This window comes from Streptomyces sp. NBC_00080 (assembly GCF_045041255.1).
Classification (GTDB): domain Bacteria; phylum Actinomycetota; class Actinomycetes; order Streptomycetales; family Streptomycetaceae; genus Streptomyces; species Streptomyces coriariae.
Map to the genome: position 1 here is coordinate 4,423,360 of NZ_CP108235.1, position 15,683 is coordinate 4,439,042.

Consider the following 15,683-nt stretch of genomic DNA (forward strand, 5'->3'; position numbering starts at 1 on the left):
GGCGGGGGCACATACGAGAACCGGGAGGCGCCGCGTGGGCGCCTCCCGGTCGAAGCAAACGGCGAGGAAAGCGAAGGAACTTGTATCAGAGTGGAGTTGAGAAGGAAGCCCCTTCATGGCCTCGCCAAGGGCAACGCTAGCAGTCAGCCCGGGATCAGGTCGCGCAGATTTCCGAGGGTGATCACCCGGGAGTCCGGGTGCAGCCCCTCGGGACGTTCGAGACCGATGTACGTCACGGGCTCGTCCGGGACCGGCTCGCCGTCCCACAGTTCCGCGTCCGTGGTGCCGCCGGACATCAGGTCGATCAAGTACGCCACCGTCAGCTGCTCACGCTCCACGAGGGCGCGCACGACCTTGGACACCGACACCTGGTTCTCCTCGACCCGGTTGGCCGACGAGATGCCCTTCAGATACAGGTGCAGCCACTTCGCGCGCCACCGGCCGTCGTCCTCGCGCCGGAACACCAGCGGCAGCGCCACCCGTCCCGCCCCGCGCAGCTCGGACTTCATCCGCACGGTGCGCGGCTCGAACGGCCGGCCCTCCTGCTCGCCGTCGCGCACCATGAAACCGAAGAACGACTCCTCGACCTCCTCGAAGCCCTCCCCGGCGAAGATGTTGACCTGCGGGACGATGAACGAGCCGCGTACCCGGTCCAGGGACAGGTCGATGAACTCCGAGGCCCCGTCGGGCGCCTCGGTGACGTCACCCGAGTGCACACCCCCGACCGCCGTGAGAGAGGTGTAGGAGAGCCAGGAGTCGGTGCTGTAGTCGGCGTGCAGGAGCAGCGCCGAGAGGTCGAAGTCGGTCCGGTCCTCGGTCTCCTTCCAGTACACGAAGAAGCGCAGCCGCTCGCCGTCGACCGTGGAGAGGGAGCCCCTGGGCAGTACGCCGAGCCCGGCCGCGGTCGCCCGGCCGCTGAGCGGGAGCGCCACGTCGAGGACGTCCGGGTCGACGAGCAGCCGCCCCGGTGCCGGAAGTCGGCGGCGCAGCTCGGTGTCGAGGGCGGCGATAAGCCGGTCCCGGTCGGCGGCCGGGACGGACGGCCGGTGATCGGAGGTCACCCAGGCGCGGCCCCGGCGGTTGACGAAGATCCGGGGTTCGTCGGTCTCCCGCTCCCGGTTGTGGAAGTGCTCGCGGACCGAGAGCACGACCCGGCCGGAGACCTTGGGAGCGACCCGCACCGCGGCGGCCACCACCGCGTCCCGCTGCTCCTGGTCGGCGGCGATGCGCAGCAGGAGGTCCAGGGCGCGGAACAGCTTGCCGGGAGCGGACTCCAGCAGCCGCACCGCGCCGAGGACGTCGAAGGCGTCGAGCAGCTTCTCGGCACGGCTGTCGAAGGACCGCGCCTCCTTCTCGCCCCGCGCCACGGCGAACACGTCGGCGGCGTGCGGCCAGCGCGGGTACTCGTGCGGGTGGAGACGCTCACCGAGCCGCTTGAACGGCTCGCGGTACGCGTGCACATCGGCCAGCTTCGCGGGGTTCGCCGCGACCACGGCGTCCAGGCCCGCGAGCAGCGCCCGGCGGACCGGCCGCGAGAGCGCCCGGAACCGGGTCGGCTCCTGCAGCGTCACGTCGCCGCCCGACAGCGCGCAGGCAAGCCGCAGCACATCGGTGACGGTGTCCAGCAGCAGGTCCGCGCCGGCGGCGAGCCGGGCCTCGTTGAGGACCGCCCGGTTCTCCCGGACCGGGATCGACTCCGGCTGGGGGCCGAGCGCGCACCGCTCGGCAAGGTTCTTGAGGTCGCGCAGATGATCCTCGCCCAGTGGCGTCGTGCTGCCCGCCAGGGCCAGGTACAGGTCCGTGAGTTCGTCGTCCAGGTCGCGCCCGAGGTGCAGGACGGTCACCCGGTCGCCCGCCGAGGCGATCAGCTCGTCCTGCGCCGCGAGCATCTCCTCGTAGGTGTGCTGATAGCGGCCGTACGTGGGGAGGCTGAGCAGGTCCAGCACCCCGTGCGCCAGCTGCGTCAGCACGTTCTCGCGCGCCTTCTCGTCGCCGAGCGCCTTCGTCACGCACCGCATCCAGAACTCTTCGGTGTCCGGCACGCTCGCCGGGAAGTCGATGAAGTACACGTTGTGCCGGACGTGGTCGCCCACCATCTCGCTCACGGTGCGCAGCGTGCGCTTGGCGGTGTGCACGACCGCCGCCTCGGACAGCCCCGACAGCCGCTCGAGCAACTCCGCGGAGAGCTTGAAGCCGACGGAGGTCAGCGCCGCGTCGAACTGCCGCGCGGCGGCCGCTCCTTGTCCGGCGGAGCCCTTCGGGGAGGGGAGACGGTGGGTGTGCCGGATGACCAGCGGTTCGAGACGGTGCTCCATTCGGGGATGATCGCAGAGGCGTACGAGCGGGCGCACGGGAGTTTCTGCGCGCTGCCCGGCTCGCGCAACCGATGGCCGGCCTGCGGGCCGTGCGGGAGCGGACCGTGCGGGAGCGGACCGTGCGGGAGCGGCCCTGGTCGGCGGGGAACCCGAGGCGGCCGGCGTGCGTCCGTCCCGGGCATGGGACAACGTACGCAGGCCGCCGCCGGCTGCCTGACCATGGCGTTCGGCTGGGGCGCGGGGCTCGCGGTGTGGGCCGTCAGTGTCCGCGGCCGCTTCCGGCGCTTCGAGCAGAGCCCCGACTGGAGCGTTCTCTACGCCGAACTACCGCTGGCCCTGCTGGGCGGAACAGCCGGAGGTCTCGCCCTGTGGGCCTTGTTCGCCCGGCTCGGAGGTCGCCTCGAAGGCGGCCGCCTCAGAGGGTCACGCTGAGCCCCTCCAGCCCCCGGATCACGAAGTTCGGCTTGCGCCGGGGCTCAGCCGCCAGGGCCAGGGTGGGGGCCCGTTCCAGCAGTGCCGTCATGGAGGCGGCGAGCTCGATACGGGCCAGCGGGGCGCCGATGCAGTAGTGGATGCCCGCGCTGAAGGAGATGTGCGGGTTCTCGGCGCGGGCGAGATCGAGCCGGTCCGGATCCGCGAAGACAGCCGGATCGCGGTTCGCCGACCCGAAGAGCATGGCGATCTCGGCTCCCCTGGGCACGGTGGTGCCGTCGATCTCGATGTCGTCGAGCACCCACCGCTCGAAGAGCTGGAGCGGGGTGTCGTACCGCATCAGCTCCTCGACGGCGGTGGGGACGAGCGAGTGGTCGGCGCGCAGCGCGGCCAGTTGTCCCGGGTTCCGGAAGAGCGCCCACCATCCGTTGACGGTGGCGTTCACGGTGGCCTCGTGCCCCGCGTTGAGCAGCAGCACCGCGGTCGAGATCATCTCCTGCCCGGTGAGCCGGTCGCCCTCGTCGTGCGCGGCGATGAGACCGGAGATGAGATCGTCGCCGGGCTCCTTGCGCCGGGCGGCGATCAGCTCCAGCAGATACTCGGAGAACTCCACCGAGGCCCGCACGGCCTTCGCCGCCGTCTCCTTCGACGGGCTGAGCTCGTACATGCCGCAGATGTCCGCCGACCAGGGCCGCAGCGGCGCCCGGTCCGACTCCGGGATGCCGAGCATCTCCGCGATCACGGCGACGGGCAGCGGCTCGGCGACATCGCTCAGCAGATCGCCCCCGCCCGCCGCCACCAGCCGGTCCACCAGCTCCCCGGCCAGCCGCCGCACATACGGCTGCAGCCGCTCCACCGTGCGCGGGGTGAACGCCTTCGACACCAGCCGCCGGATGCGGGTGTGGTCGGGCGGCTCCAGGTCGAGCATCCCGTGATCGTTGAGCGTGTGGAACGGCTCCTGCTCGGCCGGTGGCGCCGTCCGCCCGAAGTCCTCGTGCGTGAACCGGTGCTGATACGTCCGCCCGAGCCGCCGCTCCCGCAGCAGCGCCGAGACATCTGCGTGCCGCGGCACCAGCCACTGGTCGGTCGGCTCGTAGTAGATCACCCGCCCCCGCTCCCGGAGTTCGGCGTAGGCCGGGTAGGGATCCGCCACGAACGCGGGATCCCAGGGGTCGAACGAGAGAGCGTCAACGACTGCCATGCACGGACGCTAGCCGGGGATCGGCCTGCTGACCAGGGGTGTCTTCGCCGCACGCCCCGCTCCGCCACCGCCCCCGCGATGCACGGCCCACCTGCCCCTCCCTCAAACGGGCGGGTGGCTGGGGCACCGTCGGGCCGCCCCGGTGGGGTGTGGCCCCTTCGGTGACGTACAGCCGGACCACGTCGTCAGCGGCTTCCCAAAGGGGATTCCGGGGACGTGCGGGGCACTGCCAGCACGCTTCCTCCTGCGGGAACGGGAGGCAGTGGCCGGCCGCGCGGTTGCGTCTGGCCCACCCGCGCCAGCGGGCTTCGCACGGGTCCGGCAACCGCCATACGCACGGGTCCGGTGTCCGTGCCTCCGAGACCGTGTCCCGGTCCCGGTCGTTCGGCACGGGAACGTTCTTGTGCCACAGCCCGGCGAGCGCCTCATGAATCCGCCGGAACATGGGCCCTCTCCGGACTTTCCGCGAGCGTGAACCGGGCCCACACGCACTTCGTGTGGGGGCACGTCCGTGCTTGAAGCGCCGGAGGATCTCGCGGCTTACGGCAATGCGTTCGACCTACTACGATCGGCAGCACTGTCACCCGAGGCAAGCGCGCGACTTATCCGGGACGTGCTGCGGAGCATGAAGGAAGTCTGATCGTGACCGAGGTTGTGGGGCGCTTTCGGAAGTCGTCCTATTCCGCTCAGCAGGGCGACTGCGTCGAGGTCGCGCCCACAGTCGCCGGTGGCCGTGCCGTACGCGACAGCAAGCAGCCGCACGGCCCGCTCCTCACCGTCTCCGGAGAGGGCTGGCGCGCATTCGTCCGGCATCTCTGAACGACCCGGCGGAGAATCTCGCCCCGCCGGCTCAGAGGGTCGGGAAGATCAGCGTGAAGAACAACCACAGCAGGACGGCCCAGAAAGCCGCCGCCGCCAGCGACACGAGCAGGGAACTGCGCCACTTCAGCACCAGGAACGGGAAGAACGCCAGGGCCGCCCAGTAGCCGGTCAGGTCGATCGCCACACCGGCCGCCTCCTTGAGGGTCCCCGCGCGCCCTGCGGCGATGAGCCGCAGCAGGCGCTGGGAGACGAACCCGTACAGGCCGAAGACGACCGGGAAGAACCACACCGGCGTGATCGTGACCAGCTCGGACTCCGAGAAATCGTCGAACATGACCATGTAGACGAGCGCGGCGCCCGCGAGACCGCCGATCAGGGCGATCACGTAGAGGGCGGTCAGGGCCGCCGGATCAGCGGCGGCGGTCGGCACGGGGACGGGCGAGGCGTACGGAACGTCGGGCTGCGGAACCCGGACCACCTGGTGGCAGTGGGGGCAGCGGACGTCCTGCCCGCCCCGGTCGACCGGAGCCGAGATCCTATGCCCGCACGAGGCGTGGAATTCCATCTGCTGAACCGGGTTCATGCCCTGCCCCTCCATGTTCCGAGCCGGCGTCGCGCGACGTCGGCCCCGCCCGTCGGACACCTCCGACGGGTCCGACCAAAGACATGGACGTGATCGGCGAGCAGCCGGTTTCTGCTTTCCGCCGACGGCATACTCCCCAGCCGGGCCCGCCGGTTCCGGGCGGCCGGTCGGCCCGACCGGCCGGGATCAGCCCGGGGTCACCAACCGGGCCTCGTAGGCGAAGACCGCCGCCTGGGTGCGGTCTCTCAGGCCCAGCTTGACCAGGATCCTGCTCACGTGGGTCTTGATGGTCGACTCCGCGACCACCAGCCGGCCGGCTATCTCCAGATTCGACAGGCCCTGGGCGATGAGGACCAGCACCTCCGTCTCCCGTTCCGTCAGGTCGCCGTAGGCCGCCTGCGCGGTCGACGACAGTCGCGGGGTGTCGGACAGTTTGGAGAACTCCGTGATCAGACGCCGGGTGACGGACGGGGCCAGGAGCGCCTCGCCGGCCGCCACCACCCGCACCCCGTCGGCCAGTTGGCGGGCCGACGCGTCCTTCAGCAGGAAGCCCGAGGCGCCCGCGCGCAGCGCCTGGTAGACGTACTCGTCCAGGTCGAAGGTCGTCAGTACCAGGACCTTCGCCGAGTCGTCCGCCGCCACGATCTCCCGCGTCGCCTCGATGCCGTTCAGCTCCGGCATGCGGATGTCCATCAGGACCACGTCGGGCGCGAGCTCGCGGACGCGGTCGATCGCCTCCCGGCCGTTGACCGCCTCGCCCACGACCTCGATGTCCGGCATCGCGTTCAGCAGGACCGAGAAGCCCTCGCGCACCATCATCTGGTCGTCGGCGATCAGTACTCGGATCGTCATGTTCCACTCTCGCTCGCGGCGGGCACCGGCAGGAAAACCGTCACCTCGTAGCCGCCCGTCGGGGTCGGCTCCGCCGTCATCTCGCCGTTCAGCATGCCGACTCTCTCCCGCATTCCGGTGATGCCGTGACCGGCCCCGGGCGAGGGCTTGACCAGGGAAGGGTTCGGCGGTGCGCCGTTGACTATCCGCAGCCCCAGGCCGCCCAGTACATAGCCGATCTCCACGCGGGCGCCCGCCCCGGGGGCGTGGCGCAGGGTGTTGCTCAGCGCCTCCTGGACTATCCGGTAGGCCGACAGCTCCACGCCCTGCGGCAGCTCGCGCACCGCGCCGGTGACCGTCTTCTCCACGTCCAGGCCCGTCTCCCGCACGTTGGAGAGCAGCCCGTCCAGTTCGGCGAGCGTGGGCTGCGGGGCGTCGGGGACCTCGTAGTCCTCGGCGCGGACCACGCCCAGGACCCGGCGCAGCTCCGTGAGAGCGGCCACCGCGTTCTCCCGGATGGTGGCGAAGGCTTTCTCCAGCTCCGGCGGCGGGTTCTCCACCCGGTAGGGGGCGGCCTCGGCCTGGATGGCGACCACCGACATGTGGTGGGCGACGACGTCGTGCAGCTCGCGGGCGATGGTGGTGCGCTCCTCCAGCAGGGTACGGCGGGAGCGCTCGTGCGCGGTCACCGTCTGCTGGGCCGTGACCTTCTCCTCGGCCTGCCGGCGGATGTGCCAGACGGTGACGGCGAGGAGGAGGATCGCCGAGAAGACCAGCATGGGCGCGACGTTCGTGAAGTAGTGGCCCCAGCTGAAGACGGTCTCGGCGACGAAGCCGTAGGCCGCCGTCACCATCCACATCCACGCCGCCGTGCGCGGGCGGGTGCGTATCGCCACGACCGTCAGCACGATCAGGTGGGCGGCGAAGCTGCCCGGCAGCCACGGCCACTCGGTGTACGTGCTGCCGATGATCGCGACGCCGGTGGTCCCCGCGAGCGACAGCCAGAACGCGCCGACCGGCCGCACCAGCGTCAGCAGCACCGGGGCCAGGGCGAGCAGCCCGCTCAGCAGACCGACGCCGCTGCCCTCCGCGTCCGCCCAGGCGATCAACATCGCCAGGGCACCGGCCGCCCCGACCAGCGTGTGCCGGGACCAGGCCGCGTACTCCCGCCTGCGGCCCTTCAGACGGCCAAGGGCGCGGCCGGTGGGCTCCTTGCGGGGCAGCGGGCGGTAGGCGAAGGCGTCGTGGAAGAGGTCCTCCCGCAGGCCGCGCAGGGCTTCCACGGCCGCCCGGAACTCCGGACTGCGCGGCCGGTAGGCCTCGTAGGAGTCGTCCGGATCGTCCGGGCGCGTGGTGTGCGTCTGCGTCGTCTCTGTCACGTTGAGAACGGTAGGCGGAGGAGGGGGTCCAGGTCGTCACCAGTGAGAGGGGTTCGTGCGGATCCCTCTCAAGTACTACGGGTCCGACGGGGAGCCGTCGGGAGCCACCGGACGCCGCCGACCGGGGCCGCCGGGAACGCCGCCGCTCAGTACCCCGACGGTCTCACCAGCCCCGACTCGTACGCGAACACCGCCGCCTGGGTGCGGTCCCGCAGCCCCAGCTTCACCAGGATGCGGCCCACGTGCGTCTTCACGGTCTGCTCGGCCACGAAGAGGTGGTCGGCGATCTCCGCGTTGGACAGTCCCTGGGCGATCAGGGTGAGCACCTCCGTCTCGCGCTCGGTGAGATCGCCGACCCGCTCCTTCAGCGGGGCCCTGGGCCTGCCGTCGAGACGGGAGAACTCGGCGATCAGCTTGCGGGTGATGACGGGCGCGAGCAGGGCGTCGCCGGCCGCCACCACCCGGACCGCCTCGGCGAGCCGGTCCGCGGAGGCGTCCTTCAGCAGGAAGCCGGACGCCCCGGCCCGCAGCGCGTCGTACACGTACTCGTCGAGGTCGAAGGTGGTGAGGACCAGCACCTTGATGTGCGGGTGCGCGAGGGTGATGCGCTGCGTGGCCTCGATGCCGCCGAGCTCGGGCATGCGAATGTCCATCAGGACGACGTCCGGGGCGAGTTCGTCGACCTTGGCGACGGCGTCCAGGCCGTGCACCGCCTGCCCGACCACCTCGATGCCCGGGTGGGCGTTGAGCAACACGGTGAAGCCCTGCCGGACCATCTCCTGGTCATCGGCGATCAGTACGCGGATGGTGCCGCCGGTCGTCATCGGGTTCCTTCTCCTGTCGGGGTCGGGGCGCCCGCGTCGTGCACAGCGTCCGTGCCGTTCATACCGTTCATGCCGTTCATGCCGTTCATGCCGTTCATGCCGTTCATGCCGTTCATGCCGTTCATGCCGTTCATGCCGTTCATGCCGTTCATGCCGCCCCGGTCGTCCCTGTCGTCACTGTCGTCCCTGTCGTCCCTGTCGTCCGGGAAGACGAGTTCGAGGCCCTCGGGGGTAGCGGGATCCGCGGAGTCTTCTCCGGAGCGGGAGGCGGGGAGAGCGTCCGAGTCGTCGCGGGGCGTCGCCGCACCCTCCCGCGGGAGGAACGCCGACACCGCGAAACCGCCGTGCAGGGTCGGACGGGCGCTGACATGGCCGCCCAGCATCACCGCCCGCTCGCGCATCCCGAGCAGACCGTGCCCCGCTCCCGGGGAGGACGATACGGGTGCGCGCGGGCGGGAGTTGACGACCTCCAGGTACAGGCCGTGGCCATGGTGGGTGACCTCCACCCGCACCTGGGAACCCGGCGCGTGCCGCAGCGCGTTGCTGAGCGCCTCCTGGACTATCCGGTACGCCGACAGCTGCACGCCCGGCGGATACACCGGCGCCTCGCCCTCGACGGTGGCGACCACCTCCAGCCCCGCGGCGCGGGTGTTCTCCATGAGGGCGTCGAGGCGGTCGAGCGTGGGCTGCGGGGTGTCCGGGGCGGCTCCGGTGCCGGCCGCGCCCAGCCCGTAGGGGTCCTCCGGGTTCTCCGAGCGCAGCACCCCGAGCACCCGGCGCAGTTCGGCGAGCGCCTCCAGGGCGTTCTTCCGGATGCCGGCGAGGTTCTCCTTCAGTTCCTCGGACGGGTTCTCCACCAGGTGCGGGGCGACCTGGGCCTGGATGGAGATCACCGACATGTGGTGGGCGACCACGTCGTGCAGTTCGCGTGCGATCCGGTTGCGCTCCTCCAGCAGGGTGCGGCGGGCGCGTTCCTCGGCGGTGATGCCGGTCTGCTCGACAAGCTGCCTACGGGCCTCGCGCCGACCGCGCAGAGAGCTGCCGACGAGAACCACGGCGGCGAACACGATCACCGCCACGGGACCGGTCGGCGCGTAGTCGGCGGCGCCGATGAGTCCTTCCATGACGTAGGTGACGAGCGCCGTGAGGACCAGCGCCGCGACGGAGGCTCGGGTGGGCACGCGCAGCGACAGCAGGAGCAGGACCATGGCGTGTGCGATCAGGCCCGCTCCGCCCCAGGGCCATGAGGCGTAGGGCTCGGCCTGGCCCGAGAGCAGTTGGGACCGGGCGCCCATGGCCACGACCACCGTGACCGTCATCGACAGCCACCACGCCAAAACCGGCCGCCACAGTGCCAGGGCCACCGCCCCGCCCTGCGCCGCCGCGCACAGCAAACCGTAGTTCGTGCCCTGACGGTATTCGTCGGCGATCTGATCCACTCCGCCCAGCGTGATGCCGACGGCGACCAGGACCACATGCACGTGCGGCAGCCGGCGCAGCCATACGAACGACGGCAGCGGTGCCGCCCGGGTCGTCCACAGGTCGTCACGCAGGACCCGCAACCTCGCGGTCAGCCACTCCCCCACACCGTTCATCCGCACCACCCTAGACATGCCATGTCTCCCGCAGACCCGACGGTTTCGGCCGCCCTCCGACGCGCACCACACGTGAGCGGCCCTCGCTCTTCCGCCCCCATCGCCCTCCGCTGTTCTCACAGCCGTGGAACGCGGCCCAGCACACCCCCAGCACCAGGGTGAAGACCGGCAGCCACAGCAGCCGGGCCGCCACCCACCCCAGCCCGTCGGGGACCGTGTGCAGGCCGGGCAGGCGGCCCGCGAACAGGCCCGTCGCGGTGGTGGCCATCATGGCCGTCTGGTGCCAGAGGAACACCGTCATCGCCGAGAGGTTGACCAGCGCGACCGCCGCCCAGGCCAGGGGCCCGCGCACGGCCCGGCGCAGCCGGTCACGCAGCAGCAGCGCCAGTCCGCACTGGGCGAGACCGAAGGTGACGGCGGCCAGCGTCGGCGGGTTGAGGTTGGACACCGCCGCGCCCGGCACACCCACCATCGAAGCCGGGTATCCGGCCCAGCCGACGAGCAGTGCCGTCGCCACCGCGCCGCCGACCAGCAGCAGTCGGCCCGCGCGGGGCCGCTCCAGCTCACCGCGGGTCCAGGCCGCGCCCACGGTGTACGGCACCAGCCAGCCCGCCACCACGTTCACCCAGCCCAGCCACGACGGGCCGCCCAGGCCGAAGCGCACCAGGTCCACATGGAGGACGACGGCCAGCGGCCACAGCGGGTTGAGCCGGACCAGCAGCGGGGTCGCGGCCGTCAGCACGGCGAAGACCAGCAGGAACCAGAGGGGGGACAGCGCCAGTTTGACCACGGTGTGCACGGTGACGAAGGACGCGCCGCCGAGCAGGAGGCCGACCGCGGCGACCGTCCACACGGCCAGCACGGCGGCCACCGGGACGAACAGCCGCGCCAGCCGGCTTCTGAGCCATGCGCCGTAGGTCGCGCCCCGCGCGCGGGCCGAGGCGAGGCTCCGGGTCGCCACATGGCCGCCCACCATGAAGAACACCGCGAGGGTCTGGAACATCCACGACACCGGGGCCAGCCAGGGCATGGGCCCCAGCGGGCTCGCGGCCCGCAGGGTTCCGCCGTCGGCGACGAGCGCCGTCACCAGCCAGTGGCCGAGGACGACACCGAGGATCGCCAGTGCCCGCAGGGCGTCCACGGCCCGGTCGCGCTGCGGCGGTGTGGCGGCGTCGATCCGGACGGCGGCCCGCCGGATCCCGAACAGCGCCCGCCCCTGCGCCCCACGCTCCTGGGTCTCACGCTCCGGCGCCTCACGCACCGGTGACTCACGCACCTGGGTCTCACGCTCCTGGGTCTCACGCACCGGTGACCTCCGAGGTCTCGCCGAGGACGATCCGGGCGATGTTGGCCAGGGAGGGCGAACCCGGCCTGAAGTAGTCGCTGTGGCCGCCGGAGCCCGCCGCGAAGACACGGGCGCCGAACGACGGGGACAGGGGATCGGTGCCGAAGCCGACCGTCGTGCCGAACAGGTCGGCGCTGACGTGCGGAACATCGGCCACCCAGTCGTCGGCGCCCCGGGCCGCCCAGATCCGCGCGCGGGTGCGCAGGTCGGCCGCCGATGCCGCACCCGTTCCCGGGCTGCCGAGGAGGACGAGATCCGTCACGTCCAGGTGCGGGGCGGCGCGGCCGCAGACCACCGTGCCGTACGAGTGGCACAGGAGGGTGAACCGGGCACCCGGTGCGGTGACGGAGCGCAGTTCGCGCAGGAACTCCCGCAGGTCCGGGGCCGCTTCTTCGGCGCGGTCCGGGGTGATCACGGTGGCGCTGATCGTGCCGGGGGTGGTGTATCCGAGCCAGGCCACCACCGCCGTACGGGGGCCGGCGCCGGTCTGCCCGGTGAGCCGGTGGTGCAGTGCGGCCGCTCCCGCGCGGAAGCGTCCGAAGGTGTCGAGCGAGGTGTCGGAGCCCGGTACGAGAACGGCGACACGGTCGGCGTGGGCGAGGTCCCCGAAGACCTCGACCGCACGGCCGGAACCCCGGCCGTCGAAGGAGAGCAGATTGCGGGACGGGGCGGCCAACTCCCGCTCGGCGGAGGCGCGGTGGCGGTCCCCGTGGTCGGCGGCCATCCCGGACGCCAGTGTGGCGTTGGCCCGGTTGGCGGCGTACACCCTCTCCAGCGTCGCCGCCGTCGGCGGGGCGAGGGCGGCGGGGGCCGGGGCCGGGATCCGAGGCCGGGCCGCCGCGGCCGTGAGGGGGACGACCACGGCGGCGGTGACGAGGACGGCCAACAGGGCGCGAACCCAGTGCCGCCCCCCGCGCGTTTCCCTCGCACGGCGCCACCGCCCGCGAAAACGAAGCTCCGCCATCCCGCCCCTCCCCCGCCACAGCGCCCGGCCATCGGGCCCTTCTGGCTTGGAAGTTACGGATCGGCGCTCGTCGTTCGCGTCCCGCTGAGGAGCTCTTCTTCGACGTAGCTCTCAGGTACTACGGGTACGACCTAGGGGACTTCACCCCGCCGGACCGGGGGCACGGCTACCACGCCAGCTGCGCGATCTCCTCCGCCACCACCGCGCACGCGTCCGCCGCCGGGTCGATCAGCGGGAAGTGGCCGACGTCCTCCAGGAGGGTCAGCCCCACCACCTCACCCGCCTTCGCCGCCGCGTCCGCGTACGCCTCGGCGACCGCCTGCGGGACGACCAGGTCGGTGCGGCCCTGGACGAGGGTCGTCGCGACCCCGGTCGGCAACAGCAGCGCGGGGTCGGCGTACGGCCGTCGCTCGCCGAACTGCTCTTCTCCGCCCAGGAGTTGGTGGGCCGCTCCACCGCACACGTCCAGCTTCTCGGCGACCGCGAAGTCGGCGATCGGGGCCAGCGCGACGACGCCCCGCAGCGAGGCCGATCCCCCGGTGCGCCAGGGCGCGTCGGCGGGCAGCACATGCCGGGACGCCGCCCACAGGGCGAGGTGGCCGCCCGCCGAGTGACCGGTGAGCACCGTACGGCGGGCGTCGGCCTGCGGCACCGCCTCCCGGACAAGGGCGGGGAGGGCGTCGAGGGCCGCGGCGACATCGTCGAAGGTGTCCGGCCAGCGTCCCGCGATCGGGGATGTCCCCTCCGGGGCGGGGCTCTCGGCGCCCCGCCGGTACTCCACGTTGGCCACGGCGAAGCCTCGCTGGGCCAGGAAGTCCGCGAAGGGCGTGATGTGCCGCCGGTCGTACGGCGCCCGCCAGGCCCCGCCGTGCAGCACGACGACGAGCGGGACGGACCCACCGGGGCCGACCTGTGCACGCGGGACGTAGAAGTCGATCACCTGGTCGGGGTGATCGCCGTACGCCGTGGTGACGTCGGGCTCGACGGGCGGATGCGCGAAGGCCGATGCCTCCTCGGCGGTGGCCCGGGCTGCGACAACGTCGTCCGGCATGCTCCAACCTCTCAGCGGCGAAACAGATTTGGCGGACCAGATGAGAATTCGGCCGTTGGCCGGGACGGTATCAGGCCCGTGACGTGCGCGGACACGCGGATGTCACGCTCGGTGAGAGGCAACCGGTCCAGGTGAACGGTTCTGCTGTTCCGCCGCCCCGGCAGGCCCGCCCGCCGGGAATCCCCCTGGGCGTACCCCTGAGTACGCCCGGGAGACCCGGCCGGTTCAGCCCACCGGGCCCACCGTCCCGGCCTGTCTGACTGCCGGCCGACCGGCCGGCCGGCGGATCAGCCCAGTTCCTCCGCCAGCACCCGCGCCGCCCGCTCCACGTCCGCGAACCCGACGTACAGCGGGGTGAAGCCGAAGCGCAGGACGTCCGGGCGGCGGAAGTCGCCGACGACCCCGCGCCCGATCAGCCGTTCCATGACCTCCCCGGCGTCCTCGCAGCGCAGCGCCACCTGGCTGCCACGCTCCTCGTGACGGACCGGAGTCAGCGACTCGACCCGCCCCTGGGGGACGTACGCGGCGACGCATTCCAGGAAGAAGTCCGTCAGGGCCAACGACTTCGCCCGCACCGCCTCGACCGAGACCCCGTCCCAGACCTCGAGTGCCGCCTCCAGGGCAAGCATCGACAGGATGTCCGGGGTGCCGACCCGCCCGCGCGGGGCACCTGCCGCCGGCTCGTACGTCTCCCGCATGCCGAAGGGCTCGGCGTGCGAGTTCCAGCCGGGCAGCGGTGAGTCGAACCGGTCCTGGAGACCACGGCGGACGTACAAATACGCCGGTGAACCCGGTCCGCCGTTCAGGTACTTGTAGGTGCAGCCGACCGCGAGATCCACGCCGTGCTCGTCGAGACCGACGGGCAGGGCACCCGCGCTGTGGCACAGGTCCCACACGGCGATCGCGCCGGCCGCGTGCACGGCGGCGGTGAGCGAGGGCAGGTCGTGCAGCCGCCCGGTGCGGTAGTCGACATGGTTGAGCAGCACGGCGGCCGTACGCTCCGACAGCGCCGCCGGCACCTCGCCCGGTGTCACCGCGCGCAGGGTGCGGCCGGTGAGACGGGCCGCGGACTCGGCGATGTAGCCGTCCGTGGGGAAGGTCGTCGCGTCCACCAGGATCTCGTCCCGGGCGCCGTCCACCAGGCGTACCGCTCCCACGAGTGCCTTGAAGACGTTGACACTCGTCGAGTCGCCGACCACGATCTGGCCGGCCGCCGCGCCCACCAGCGGGGCGATCAGGTCGCCGATCCGCTCGGGCGCCGTCCACCAGCCGCTCTCGTCCCAGGAGCGGATCTTCAGCGCGCCCCACTGACGGCGCACGACGTCCTCCACGTGCCCGGGGACGGAGCGCGGCAGTGCGCCCAGCGAGTTGCCGTCGAGGTAGACGCCGTCGTCGAGGAGGAACTGGGCGCGCTTGCCCGCCAGATCGTCGCCGCCGTCCAACTCCTTCGCCCTGAAGGCGAGTTGCTCGAAGCCGGGGCGCTCAGACATGAGACCTGGCCGTCCACAGCTCGGGGAACACGTTCTTCTGCGCGCGCTTCTCCAGCCAGGCCACGCCGGCCGAGCCGCCCGTGCCGGCCTTCGCGCCCATCGCGCGGCGGGTGGCGACGAGGTGGTCGTTGCGCCAGCGCCACACCAGCTCGGCGACGTCCGTCAGGGCCTCGCCGAGGCGCGCGATCTCGTCACCCTCGTCGCCCGCGTACACGGCCGTCCAGACCGCCTCGACCTCCGCCGAGGGCTCGTACCGGCGCGAGATGTCGCGCTCCAGGACGGCCGCCGGGATCGCGTGACCGCGCCGGGCCAGCAGCCGCAGCACCTCGTCGTACAGGCTCGGCTCGTGCAGCGCCTTCTCCAGCTCCGCGTGGACGCGGGGCGCGCCGCGGTGCGGGACCAGCATGGACGCGGACTTCTCACCGAGCAGGAACTCCATGCGGCGGTACATCGCCGACTGGAAGCCGGAGCCCTCGCCGAGCGCGGAGCGGTACGAGTTGAACTGCGCCGGGGTCAGCTGCCCGAGCGGCCGCCAGGACGCGTTCAGCGCGTCCAGCTCGCGGACGGACCGCTTCAGCGCGTCGATCGCCACTGGCACCCGGTCCTGGCGGAGCGCCTGCGCGGCGGTCTCCCACTCGTGCACGATGACCGTGAACCACAGCTCCATGACCTGGGTGGTGACCAGGAAGACCATCTCTCCGGGATCGTCGGAGAGGGTGTGCTGGAGGTGGGTGAGCACGTCCGCCTTGACGTAGTCCTCGTACGGCGTCGTGCCGGCGAAGTCGAGATGCGGGGTCTCGGGCTCCGAAGCCTCTTGGGGCTGAGCCTGCTGGGACATCGCTGTCTCCTGT

At 72.0% G+C, this 15,683-nt stretch carries 14 protein-coding genes and 1 pseudogene; 3 read left to right on the top strand and 12 right to left on the bottom strand.

Annotated elements, in window-relative coordinates:
- Positions 1-143: 143 nt before the first annotated feature.
- Positions 144-2,315: a TerD family protein gene (locus OHU34_RS19680; protein ID WP_405767524.1), complete on the bottom strand. Its 2,172-nt coding sequence runs from the start codon at positions 2,313-2,315 to the stop codon at positions 144-146.
- Positions 2,316-2,495: 180 nt separating this feature from the next.
- On the opposite strand from OHU34_RS19680, the gene OHU34_RS19685 reads away from it, so the two are divergent.
- Positions 2,496-2,747 (top strand): hypothetical protein, encoded by a 252-nt coding sequence (locus OHU34_RS19685; RefSeq protein WP_405767526.1) that lies wholly within the window; start codon positions 2,496-2,498, stop codon positions 2,745-2,747.
- Here the strand turns inward: OHU34_RS19685 and OHU34_RS19690 are convergent.
- Positions 2,731-3,948, bottom strand: coding sequence for a cytochrome P450 (locus OHU34_RS19690; RefSeq protein WP_405767528.1), 1,218 nt, complete (start codon positions 3,946-3,948; stop codon positions 2,731-2,733). The genes OHU34_RS19685 and OHU34_RS19690 overlap by 17 nt on opposite strands.
- 511 nt (positions 3,949-4,459) lie before the next feature.
- Between OHU34_RS19690 and OHU34_RS19695 the strand changes: the two genes are divergently transcribed.
- On the top strand, positions 4,460-4,588 hold the full coding sequence (locus OHU34_RS19695; RefSeq protein ID WP_308285914.1) for a Scr1 family TA system antitoxin-like transcriptional regulator: 129 nt from the start codon (positions 4,460-4,462) through the stop codon (positions 4,586-4,588).
- A 2-nt stretch (positions 4,589-4,590) separates the two neighbouring features.
- Positions 4,591-4,767 (top strand): DUF397 domain-containing protein, encoded by a 177-nt coding sequence (locus OHU34_RS19700; RefSeq protein ID WP_142265385.1) that lies wholly within the window; start codon positions 4,591-4,593, stop codon positions 4,765-4,767.
- 31 nt (positions 4,768-4,798) lie between these two features.
- Here the strand turns inward: OHU34_RS19700 and OHU34_RS19705 are convergent, their stop codons facing one another.
- The 10 genes and pseudogenes from OHU34_RS19705 to OHU34_RS19750 all read right to left on the bottom strand — a co-directional run bounded on the left by OHU34_RS19705 (position 4,799) and on the right by OHU34_RS19750 (position 15,670).
- A complete protein-coding gene (locus OHU34_RS19705; RefSeq protein ID WP_142265384.1) occupies positions 4,799-5,353 on the bottom strand; it encodes a hypothetical protein in 555 nt (184 codons plus the stop codon).
- A 186-nt stretch (positions 5,354-5,539) separates the two neighbouring features.
- Positions 5,540-6,205: a response regulator gene (locus OHU34_RS19710; protein WP_405767532.1), complete on the bottom strand. Its 666-nt coding sequence runs from the start codon at positions 6,203-6,205 to the stop codon at positions 5,540-5,542.
- Positions 6,202-7,563 (bottom strand): sensor histidine kinase, encoded by a 1,362-nt coding sequence (locus OHU34_RS19715; RefSeq protein ID WP_142265383.1) that lies wholly within the window; start codon positions 7,561-7,563, stop codon positions 6,202-6,204. The genes OHU34_RS19710 and OHU34_RS19715 overlap by 4 nt, the downstream gene beginning before the upstream one ends.
- Before the next feature lie 146 nt (positions 7,564-7,709).
- Positions 7,710-8,387, bottom strand: a complete 678-nt coding sequence (locus tag OHU34_RS19720) for a response regulator transcription factor (RefSeq protein WP_020129199.1) — start codon at positions 8,385-8,387, stop codon at positions 7,710-7,712.
- A 293-nt stretch (positions 8,388-8,680) separates the two neighbouring features.
- A pseudogene (locus OHU34_RS19725) lies at positions 8,681-10,000 on the bottom strand (sensor histidine kinase); the annotation flags it as partial.
- Positions 9,993-11,180, bottom strand: a complete 1,188-nt coding sequence (locus OHU34_RS19730) for an acyltransferase (RefSeq protein ID WP_142267973.1) — start codon at positions 11,178-11,180, stop codon at positions 9,993-9,995. The pseudogene OHU34_RS19725 and the gene OHU34_RS19730, both read right to left, overlap by 8 nt.
- Before the next feature lie 100 nt (positions 11,181-11,280).
- Positions 11,281-12,213: an alpha/beta hydrolase gene (locus OHU34_RS19735; protein ID WP_405767533.1), complete on the bottom strand. Its 933-nt coding sequence runs from the start codon at positions 12,211-12,213 to the stop codon at positions 11,281-11,283.
- A 244-nt stretch (positions 12,214-12,457) separates the two neighbouring features.
- Positions 12,458-13,342: an alpha/beta hydrolase gene (locus OHU34_RS19740; RefSeq protein ID WP_405767536.1), complete on the bottom strand. Its 885-nt coding sequence runs from the start codon at positions 13,340-13,342 to the stop codon at positions 12,458-12,460.
- A gap of 287 nt (positions 13,343-13,629) precedes the next feature.
- Complete coding sequence (gene kynU, locus OHU34_RS19745) at positions 13,630-14,832, bottom strand: kynureninase (RefSeq protein ID WP_405767538.1); 1,203 nt, start codon at positions 14,830-14,832, stop codon at positions 13,630-13,632.
- Positions 14,825-15,670, bottom strand: coding sequence for a tryptophan 2,3-dioxygenase family protein (locus OHU34_RS19750; protein ID WP_020129193.1), 846 nt, complete (start codon positions 15,668-15,670; stop codon positions 14,825-14,827). Before OHU34_RS19750 ends, kynU begins: the two co-directional genes overlap by 8 nt.
- Positions 15,671-15,683 lie beyond the last annotated feature (13 nt).